The organism is Achromobacter sp. Marseille-Q0513 (assembly GCF_018195695.1).
In the GTDB taxonomy this organism is placed as follows: Bacteria; Pseudomonadota; Gammaproteobacteria; order Burkholderiales; family Burkholderiaceae_B; genus Achromobacter.
Map to the genome: position 1 here is coordinate 1 of NZ_JAGTJY010000388.1, position 959 is coordinate 959.

Annotated in this window: 1 protein-coding gene; it reads right to left on the reverse strand. The window is 63.6% G+C overall.

Annotated features, from left to right (window positions below; genetic code table 11):
• On the reverse strand, positions 1-959 hold a 959-nt coding region (locus KDH83_RS30830; RefSeq protein WP_212322861.1), incomplete at both ends, for a DUF935 domain-containing protein.

Here is a 959-nt window from a genome sequence, read left to right on the forward strand (position 1 = left end):
TGTTGATGGCCAGAAGCGGGTAGATCAGATCGCGGGTAAGCGTGCCCGCGAGCTGCTTGCAGTCGCTATCGCGGATATCCAGGCGCACTTCGTTGTGGATTTCGGCCACGCCGGAGCCGAGGCCGGTGGCTTCGGTGGTGCTGGTCAGCGTGCTGCCCAAGATGGCCTTCGATTGCGTCTGCTCGCACCACTTAATCATCACCTCGAACGGCTTTTCCGAACCTTTCGCGGCCTCTTCGAACTCGATGGCCATTGCCGAGGGGATGACACCTGCCGCGTTGTGGCCAATGCCCGCGACAGCGCGCCAGAGCGTTGCCTTTTCCTCGGGGCTGGCGTTGCTCGGATACTTTCCGATGCGCAGCGGCAGGCCGTAAATGTCGAGGAACTCGGCCAGGTCGCCAACCGAGAAGTGCTTGAACAAGTAGGGCCAAACCAGCACGCGGCCCAGGCCGGAGCGCACGGTGTAGCCGGACATGGCCTTGTGGACGTGCATCATCCATCCGAACGGGCGCAGTGGTGCGCCGTCCAGAGAGCTGTCGCGCAGGCGCAGCTCGGTGCGAGTGTCGCGGTCGAAGCGGAACCACGTCTGCGGGCGGTGGTTGAATCGCACCACCGTCCAGTCGCCACCAACCCTGTCCCAGTCGTACTCGATAGGCGCAAAACCGTGCCCGATGGCGTCCAGCGCATCGAACATGAGGTCTTCCAGGTCGGTCATGTCTAGCAGCAGCTCCTTGGCGTAGGCGCTGGCTTCTTCCTCCTCCTTGCTCGGGTTGCGTGGCGGCACGATGTCCCAGGGCAGCTTGATGACGGCGCGCTTGCGCTTGGACAGCTCCGAGAAAACGTGGCCGTCGCGTTCCTCCATGTCACGGAAAAGCTCATGCTGGGCGATCAGGTCGCCGTTTTCCGCGCGCTCCAGGATGGAGTTCAGGCGTGCGGGCGTCAGGCCGCGCGAGGGATGT